General features: G+C 41.6%; 8 protein-coding genes. All 8 read right to left on the bottom strand.

From position 1 onward, the window contains the following. Positions 1-217 precede the first annotated feature (217 nt). On the bottom strand, positions 218-997 hold the full coding sequence (codY, locus tag BM195_RS12330; RefSeq protein ID WP_090238606.1) for a GTP-sensing pleiotropic transcriptional regulator CodY: 780 nt from the start codon (positions 995-997) through the stop codon (positions 218-220). Between the two features lie 30 nt (positions 998-1,027). Then, positions 1,028-2,422 carry an ATP-dependent protease ATPase subunit HslU gene (hslU, locus tag BM195_RS12325; protein WP_090238603.1) on the bottom strand — a complete coding sequence of 465 codons (1,395 nt, stop codon included), beginning with the start codon at positions 2,420-2,422 and terminating at the stop codon, positions 1,028-1,030. 15 nt (positions 2,423-2,437) lie between these two features. Continuing rightward, on the bottom strand, positions 2,438-2,986 hold the full coding sequence (gene hslV, locus BM195_RS12320) for an ATP-dependent protease subunit HslV (RefSeq protein WP_090238600.1): 549 nt from the start codon (positions 2,984-2,986) through the stop codon (positions 2,438-2,440). A gap of 25 nt (positions 2,987-3,011) precedes the next feature. Beyond that, positions 3,012-3,920, bottom strand: a complete 909-nt coding sequence (xerC, locus tag BM195_RS12315; protein ID WP_090238597.1) for a tyrosine recombinase XerC — start codon at positions 3,918-3,920, stop codon at positions 3,012-3,014. Positions 3,921-4,293: 373 nt separating this feature from the next. Then, on the bottom strand, positions 4,294-6,372 hold the full coding sequence (gene topA / locus BM195_RS12310; protein ID WP_090238594.1) for a type I DNA topoisomerase: 2,079 nt from the start codon (positions 6,370-6,372) through the stop codon (positions 4,294-4,296). A gap of 105 nt (positions 6,373-6,477) precedes the next feature. Beyond that, on the bottom strand, positions 6,478-7,407 hold the full coding sequence (gene dprA, locus BM195_RS12305; protein WP_280141266.1) for a DNA-processing protein DprA: 930 nt from the start codon (positions 7,405-7,407) through the stop codon (positions 6,478-6,480). A 31-nt stretch (positions 7,408-7,438) separates the two neighbouring features. Then, entirely contained in the window at positions 7,439-8,341 is a 903-nt protein-coding gene (sucD, locus tag BM195_RS12300; RefSeq protein ID WP_090238592.1) for a succinate--CoA ligase subunit alpha, read from the bottom strand. 205 nt (positions 8,342-8,546) lie between these two features. Next, positions 8,547-9,710 (bottom strand): ADP-forming succinate--CoA ligase subunit beta, encoded by a 1,164-nt coding sequence (gene sucC / locus BM195_RS12295; RefSeq protein ID WP_090238589.1) that lies wholly within the window; start codon positions 9,708-9,710, stop codon positions 8,547-8,549. Positions 9,711-9,719 lie beyond the last annotated feature (9 nt).

Genomic DNA, 9,719 nt, shown 5'->3' with positions numbered 1-9,719 from the left:
TTAAGCTAAAACCTTTATGTTCATATGCATCCAATACTATTTGTTTAAATTCAATCGTATAATTCTTTCTTGGCATAAAAATAACTCCCCTCAAAGTAGCAGATTTTATTTTTTCATCTGTCTACTTAGAAGGGAGCATATCACATCGTTCGGATTTATCTTTGGCTAATATACTTTTGTCCAAGCCTCTTTATAATTCATTCACGTGATGAAAGTCTTATCTTGAACGAAGCTTTTCCAGCTCAACAAGGAACTTATCATTTAACACCTTGATGTATGTCCCTTTCATACCGAGTGAGCGAGACTCAATAACACCAGCACTTTCAAGTTTTCTTAATGCATTGACAATGACTGATCTGGTGATACCTACCCTGTCAGCAATCTTGCTGGCAACAAGCAATCCTTCATGACCATTTAATTCTTCAAAAATATGATCGATTGCTTCCAGTTCACTGTAGGATAAAGAGCTGATGGCCATTTGTACAACAGCTTTGCTTCTCGCTTCCACTTCAATTTCTTCGGTTTTTTCATGCAGGATTTCCATCCCGACAACAGTTGCCCCGTATTCACCAAGGAGTAGATCATCTTCATTGAAGCTGTCTGACAATCTGCTCAAGACCAGTGTACCCAAACGGTCGCCACCTCCGATAATCGGAACAATTGTCGTCAATCCGTTTTTGAATAATTCACGATTCTCCACCGGGAATGCAGTAAATGGACTGTCAATATCAAGATTCGCGGTCGTCTCATAAATATTAAACAATCCATGGGTATATTCTTCAGGAAATTGTCTTTCTTCCAGCATCGATTTCATGCGCTCATTTTCAATTTCCTGATTAATCGCATAACCCAATAGCTTTCCTCGTCTGCTGACAATGAAAACATTTCCTTTGATGACATCTCTTAGTGTTGCAGACATGTCGTTAAAATTCACTGATTTACCTGTTGTTTTTTGCAGCATAGCGTTGATTTTTCTTGCACGTTCTAAAAGTTCCATTTTAAATATCCTCCATTTCATCTATTCAGCTTATAAAATAAACTGACTTAAATCCTTATTTTTTATAATATTACTTAATTTTTGATCAACATACTCATCTGTTATTTTTATCGTTTCCATGTTAATGTCAGGGGCTTCAAACGATAAATCTTCCAATAGTTTTTCTAGTATCGTATGCAGTCTTCTTGCACCGATATTGTCCGTTTCCTGATTAACCTGGAAGGCAATTTCTGCCAATCTATTTACAGCTTGGTCTGTAAACTCAACATTTATACCTTCTGTTTTTAATAATGCCGAATATTGTTTCAATAATGCATTGGATGGTTCCATTAAAATCCGCTTAAAATCTTCAATCGCTAATTTTTCCAGTTCCACCCTTATTGGAAAGCGCCCTTGCAGTTCCGGTATCAAATCGGATGGTTTTGCAGTATGAAATGCTCCTGCTGCAACGAACAGCATATGGTCTGTTTTTACAGGACCATGTTTGGTAACAACCGTTGACCCTTCTACAATCGGCAGAATATCCCGCTGTACGCCTTCACGGGATACATTTGCAGCACTATCCTGTTTACCGGAAACTTTATCAATTTCATCAATGAATAATATTCCCGACTGTTCAGCCCGATTGATAGCTTCCTGTGCTGCTTCTTCCATATCAACAAGCTTTTGGGCTTCCTGTGTGGTTAATACTTTTCTTGCTTCTGAAACGGGGAGTTTGCGCTTTTTCTTCTTCTTCGGCATGAACTGACCGAAGGCATCCTGCATGTTCATTCCCATTTGTTCCATTCCGGATCCCTGCAGCATATCAAACATAGACGGGGGTATCTCCTCGATCTCCACTGTTACGGTCCTGTCCTCCAGTTCCCCTAATGCCAGCTGATGTTCCACTTGTTTGCGTTTATTTCTGATTTCATCGTTTTGTTCAGTTGATTCGCTGCTCTCTTCATCTTCATCCTGTGCAGAAAACAACATTTCAAATGGGTTTTTCATGGTGTTTTGTTTTTTTGCCTGTGGCACAAGCAGGTCAACCAGCTTTTTATTCGCTTCTTGTTCTGCCCGGTCTTTAACCTCATTCATTTTTTCTTCCTTGACCATTCGTAAAGCCATCTCAACCAAATCGCGGACCATTGATTCGACATCACGTCCGACGTAACCAACTTCGGTGAATTTGGTTGCTTCCACTTTTACAAACGGAGCACTAACCATATTGGCCAGCCGACGTGCAATTTCCGTTTTACCTACCCCGGTCGGTCCAATCATCAGGATATTTTTCGGAACAATTTCATCCTTGATATTCTCATCAAGCTTCATTCGGCGATACCGGTTTCTTAACGCCACAGCAACCGATTTTTTAGCATCTGACTGGCCTACGATATATTGATCCAGCCGCTCCACTATTTGTCTTGGTGTATAGTCAATCCCCATTCAGCCAAGGCCTCCTTATTCATCAAGTACCTCTAATGTAATGTGGTCATTCGTGTAGACACATACTTCACCAGCGATTTCCAGGGCAGCCTGTGCAATCTCCCTTGCTGAGAGCCCGTTTGCATGTCTGACTAATGCCCTGCCGGCACTCAATGCATAGTTCCCGCCAGAACCAATTGCAAGAATACCATCATCAGGCTCAATAACCTCACCGGTTCCCGACACAAGAAACATCTTTTCCCTATTCATAACGATAAGCATGGCTTCCAGTTTACGGAGAACTTTATCACTTCGCCATTCTTTTGCCAATTCCACTGCGGCCCTCGCAAGATTGCCATCGAACGATTCCAATTTTCCTTCAAACTTTTCAAATAGCGTGAATGCATCTGCTACAGAACCGGCAAATCCCGCAAGTACCTGACCTTTATAAAGCGTACGGACTTTCTTGGCCTTATGTTTCATGACAACTGCATTTCCCAAAGTTACCTGCCCATCACCACTCATGGCACATTGTCCATTATGTCTGACAGCAAAAATTGTTGTGGCATGCATCTCGGCTGTCACATCCATCACCTCTTTTCGGGAAAAATTAATCCTCCGCTCGCGGATGACTGTTCATATATACATGACGTAAACGATCTTTGGTCACATGTGTATATATTTGTGTTGATGATAAATTCTCATGTCCCAGCAATTCCTGAACTGTACGGAGATCGGCACCCTCATTCAGCATATGGGTTGCAAATGTATGACGCAGCTTATGCGGGTGTACATGAACAGTCAGGGCGGCTTTTTCCACTATTTTGTTTAAAACCATGCGAATTCCCCTAGCCGTTAACGGACCGCCCCTTGCATTCAAAAAGACGTAATTATTAGATGACTTTGCCTTATCCAGCAATTTTTCCCTTCCATCGTTTATGTACGTTTCCAGGGCATCCTCGGCAAAACGGCCAAATGGAATATATCTTTCCTTATTGCCTTTTCCCTTAATAAACATCGTACCAATGGTAAAGTCAATATCCGGAAGCCTGATTCCCCGGCATTCACTGACACGTATACCCGTTGCATAAAGTATTTCAATCAATGCCTGATTGCGTTGGCCAATAGGATCTGCTAAGTCATTTACTTCAAACAATTTTTCCAATTCTTCCATATACAGAAACCCCGGTATTGGTTTTGCAGCTTTTGGAAGACCGACATGGATGAATGGGTTAACTGTCACCTGATTGTTACGCTCCAAAAAGCGGTAAAAACTTTTCAGGCTGGAGATTTTCCGGGATACAGATCTTCTCCCCAGTTTTCTCTCATATAACCTTGTAAGGTATAACCGGATGACCCGGTGATCGACATCCTGAAGACAGCTGATATTTTCCTGTTGTAGAAAAGTAAAGAAGTTATCCAAATCATCCATATAATATTGAATGGTAAATGGTGAAGCATTTTTTTCGATTTGTAAATACTCCATAAATGCCCTGTTTAATTCAGTAAAATTTTTCAATATTACACCCCGCTCGCTGCACAGCGAATAAATCATACCATAGAAACAACATGAAGGCAACAAACTTAACTAAATTGTAACAAAATTCAGAAATGGACTCAATCTATTGTTCTAAAATAAGCCTTATTACCTATGTTGTTCACATTACTGCAGTCTCCAGATGCAACTGTCAAGTAAATTACCTTACCAATGCGCAATTATATCTGTTTCATTTTAAATAGTCAACATATAAGAATTGAATTATCAAAAAACTTCCATTTCTATGGACAAAATGTGAAAAGCGTCAGGTTGCAATTCCTTTTCATATTATCAGATTCCCTGAATCATGACTTTAAAACCCATCCCAAAAAAACCACCTGTCATTGACAGGCAGTCAGTTTTGTGCACTTTCTTGATAATCACAGTTCGTGCATTGGACTCTTGTTTCTTTTTTCGTTTTCTTTTCCACAAGTAATGATTCACACTTCGGACACGGTCTTGAGATCGGTTTATCCCATGAAACAAAATCACATTCCGGATAACGGTCACAGCCATAAAATTTTCGGTTTTTTTTCGATTTTCGTTCCACGACATCGCCCTCTTTACATTTAGGACACGTCACACCAATTTTCTTTAAAATCGGTTTTGTATTTCGGCACTCCGGAAAATTGGAACAAGCCAGGAACTTACCGTATCTGCCCATTTTATAAACCATTTCATGTCCGCAGTTTTCACATGTGACTCCGGCGGGTTCATCCCTGATTTCAATTTTTTCCATTTCCTGTTCAGCTCTTTCCAGCCGTTTCCGGAAACCCTCGTAAAATTCATCCAGCACATTAATCCATTCTGCTTTTCCCTCCTCAATAGAATCCAGATCCTCTTCCATTTTAACAGTAAAATCCAGATCGATTATTTTCGGGAAAAATTCCTTCATAATGTCAGTTACAATCTCACCAAGTTCAGTGGGGACAAACCTTTTATTATCAAGGCGTACATAGCCCCTGCGCTGTATCGTATCAAGCGTAGGCGCATATGTTGAAGGTCTGCCGATCCCTTGTTCTTCCATGGTCCTGACCAATCTTGCTTCGGTATATCTCGGCGGCGGTTGCGTGAAGTGCTGATTCGGTGTGATATCTTTAGCATCAACAACCATGCCTTCCGTTAAATCAGGCAGATATTTATTTTCATCCTTTTTCTTGTCATCGGTACCTTCTACATATACCCTCATAAACCCTTTAAATTTAACCTTTGATCCGGTTGCCCGAAATTCAACCCCATTATTCAGTAAATGGACGGTCATCGTATCCATGACAGCCGGAGCCATTTGACTAGCCAGAAAACGTTCCCAGATAAGTTTATAAAGACGAAATTGATCCCGTGACAGAATATCTTTCAATGATTTCGGATCACGAACGGCTGATGTCGGACGTATGGCTTCGTGGGCATCCTGTGCACCCTCCTGCTTCTTGGCTTTTCCGGCATTACCCAGGTAATTTTTGCCGTAATGATCTTCAATATACCCTCTGGCCTCTTGTTTGGCAGTATCTGAAATCCGTGTGGAATCTGTACGCATATAAGTGATTAAGCCTGTGATACCGCCGGCTTTTTTGCCTAAATCGATTCCTTCATATAATTGCTGGGCGACCATCATGGTTTTTTTGGCACGAAAATTAAGCTTTCGGGCTGCTTCCTGCTGCAATGATGATGTTGTGAACGGTTTGGCTGGATTACGTCTGCGTTCGCGTTTGTTAACTTTATCAATTGAAAACTTTCGACCATCCAGCTTGTCAGTGACAGCTTTAACATCCGCTTCAGATTTCAGTTCCTGTTTTTTTCCATCAATTCCGTAAAAGGACCCTTCAAAAACGTCATTGTCCTGCTGAAAATGAGCATCAATCGACCAGTATTCTTCCGGTTTAAAATTCTCAATTTCCTTTTCGCGATCAATGATCATCTTGACAGCTACCGACTGCACCCTGCCGGCGCTCAAACCTTTTTTGACTTTCTTCCATAATAACGGGCTTATGTTATACCCGACAAGACGGTCAAGGATACGTCTGGCTTGTTGAGCATCCACCAGATCATGATCAATGGAACGCGGGGTTTTAAACGACTCTTTTATCGCATCCTTCGTAATTTCATTGAAAACAACTCGACATTTGGAATCCTCATCAATATTTAATGCATAGGCCAAATGCCAGGCAATTGCTTCACCTTCCCGGTCGGGGTCAGCTGCCAGATAAACTTTTTTGGCTTTTTTGGCAGCTGTTTTTAATTCTTTCAATACATCGCCTTTACCGCGAATCGTAATATATTTTGGTTTAAACTGATCATCAGGGTCGACCCCCGTATAACTTTTCGGTAAGTCACGGACATGCCCCATCGATGCTTTGACTTTATATTTTTTTCCCAGATAACGTTCGATCGTTTTCGCTTTCGCAGGAGATTCCACGATCACGAGGTAATCAGACATATTGTTTCCTCCCAGGTTTGCATCCATATAAATTGAATGGAAAATCTTCACTAATATTAAATAGTTACGCTGTGTTTGTCAAACATGTTATGACATATTGTCAGTTCATATAACCCAATTTGGTTCGATCCTGTCCCAATCCTCCAAAATATCAACTGGATCCTGAACAAGTTTAGCACCATCCTGTATCATTCTGTGACAGCCTTTCGCGTAGGGGGTGAGTGGTGATCCTGGAAGAGCATACACTTCCCTTCCTTGATCAAGTGCCTGATCCACCGTGATTAACGTGCCACTTTTTTCGGCAGCTTCGATCACAAATGTTCCAAAACTCAAACCACTTATAATCCGATTGCGTTCAGGAAAATGAAACCGTTCTGGAGGGGTGTCCGGGGGATATTCGGATAACAATAACCCTTTTGCAGCAATTTGTTTGAAAAGCTGCGTATTTTGTTTTGGATAAATATGGTTAAAACCGCTTCCCAATACAGCAACCGTTCTTCCATTATGTTTTACTGCAAGCTCGTGTGCGTAACTGTCAATTCCTGCTGCCATTCCACTGACAATCACCCAGTCATTTTTGATTAACGGAAGGATATATGTTTCCAGTTTAGACATCGCTTCATGTGAGGGATTTCTTGTTCCAATCACACTCAGCATCGGATTTTGCATCAATAAATTGGTGTTGCCTATGGCATATAATACCAGCGGCGCATCTTTTATAGTTTTTAACACAGAGGGATACATACCGTCAACTGCTGTGATCACCTTAACGGATTTCAAATCTCGTCGAATTCGGGATTTTATTGTCGTATTTCGAAGGTCTGAATGAAATAAAGAAGCTTTATTGAGAGGCAGAGAAAAGAACTGGCTAATTTCAGAGGCAGTAAGTCGATAAATGCTTTTTAATGTGGAATCGTAGCGGATAAATTTCCGGGTCGTTCTGCGGGTAATACCACGACACCGATGAATATGAATCAAACGTTTACGGACTAGTTCCAATTGATCACAACCTTTTTTTAAAAGACTGGAACCCATAGGTACTTACCTTGGGTTCCCGCTTATATAATTAGTGGGTTTTACATTTTTCCTGCAAACCATTTTCTTCTAACACGTTAATCATCGTTTCGCCGATTTCAGCAGGTGTATCAGCTGTTTTAATACCGCTTTCGTTCATGATCCGGATTTTCTCTTCAGCCGTTCCTTTACCGCCTGAGATAATTGCGCCGGCATGGCCCATCCGTTTTCCCGGAGGTGCTGTTGCGCCTCCGATAAAGCCGACAACGGGTTTGTTCATGTTGGCGTTGACCCATGCAGCCGCTTCTTCTTCAGCCGTTCCGCCAATCTCACCAATCATGACAACTGCTTCTGTTTCAGGGTCTTCGTTAAATGCCTTCAGTACATCAATAAAGTCTGTGCCGTTTACCGGGTCACCGCCAATACCAACTGCTGTTGTCTGGCCATAACCTGCTTCAGACAATTGATGGACTGCTTCATATGTCAGTGTACCAGATCGGGAAACAACACCAATATGACCTTTTTTATGGATATATCCCGGCATAATACCGATTTTGCTTTCATCAGCGGTAATTACACCCGGACAATTCGGCCCAACAAGGCGAGTCTTTTTGCCTTCCATTGCACGTTTCACTCTGACCATATCCATAACTGGAATATGTTCAGTAATACAGATGACCAGATCCAATTCCGCATCTACCGCTTCCAGAATGGCATCCGCTGCAGCTGGTGCAGGCACATATACAACTGATGCGTTAGCGCCCGTTTTGTCAACAGCATCCTGTACTGTATTGAATACAGGCACACCTTCCACTTCTGTACCGCCTTTTTTCGGTGTAACACCGCCAACAATTTGGGTTCCATATTCAAGCATTTGTTTCGTATGGAATTTGGCTGTGCCGCCGGTAATTCCCTGAACAATTACTTTTGTATCTTTATTGACATATACACTCATTTTCGTCCGTCCTTTCTGCAATATGATCAATCAAATACACTTTCATGCAGTTTGAAATTTTTCATCTCTAGTTCCGGTTTCCAGCGACTATCGTGACTTCCTTTACCTCCGTACGATAAGTCAACAGCGATTTCGCATATGCGCATCGTGTTTCCATTATATATTCTGCGGTTCAATCCACGTCGCTAACCGGTTGCCTCCACCTTTAATTTTTAACTGCGGAAACGATTTTTTCTGCGCCGTCTGCCATCGATCCAGCTGAAGTGATATTTAATCCTGATTCATCAAGAATTTGTTTGCCCAGTTCGACGTTTGTCCCTTCAAGACGCACAACCAGTGGAAGATCAAGTCCTACTTGTTTCGTCGCTTCCACAACACCTTCAGCAATCACATCACACTTCATGATGCCGCCGAAAATATTCACAAAAATACCTTTCACATTTGAATCGGACAAAATGATTTTAAATGCTTCTGTTACTTTTTCAGTTGTTGCACCACCGCCAACATCCAGGAAGTTTGCAGGCTCGCCGCCAAAGTATTTGATAATATCCATTGTTGACATGGCCAGTCCTGCACCATTAACCATGCAGCCAATGTTGCCGTCCAGTGCCACATAGCTCAAGTCATACTTGGAAGCTTCGATTTCTTTTTCATCTTCTTCTTCCAAATCACGCAGTTCCATAATATCTTTTTGCCGGAACATGGCATTATCGTCAAAATTCAGTTTAGAATCAAGTGCCATTACTTGACCGTCACCTGTTGTAACGAGCGGATTGATTTCAGCAATGGAACAATCTTTTTCAACAAATACATTATAAAGACCAATCATGAATTTTGCTGCTTTACCGATCAATTCATCCGGAATATTAATATTAAATGCCAGTCTGCGTGCTTGATAACCGGATAGCCCGATTACCGGATCGATCACTTCTTTGAAAATTTTCTCCGGTGTTTCGGCAGCAACTTCTTCAATTTCTGTTCCGCCTTCTTCTGATGCCATCATAACAACACGGGAAGTGGCACGGTCCAATACAAGCCCTACATAGTATTCATTTTGAATATCGCAGCCTTCTTCAATCAATAAACGTTTTACTTCCTTGCCTTCAGGTCCTGTTTGATGTGTCACCAGATTTTTGCCCAAAAGTTCGTCCGCATATGTACGCACATCATCCAGGTTTTTGGCAATTTTAACACCTCCGGCTTTACCCCGACCGCCGGCATGAATTTGTGCCTTTACAACCGTTACATCACTGTTCAGTTTTTTGGCAGCGTTTACTGCTTCTTCAACTGTATATGCGACATGCCCGTTCGGAACATTTACGCCGGATTCACGCAAAATATCTTTGCCTTGATACTCATGAATGTTCATCTTTCATCC

The sequence above is a fragment of the Lentibacillus halodurans genome, from assembly GCF_900112045.1.
Taxonomy (GTDB): Bacteria; Bacillota; Bacilli; order Bacillales; family Amphibacillaceae; genus Lentibacillus; species Lentibacillus halodurans.
Note: the sequence above shows the minus strand (reverse complement) of the source record. Positions and strands in the feature narration are given on the sequence as shown.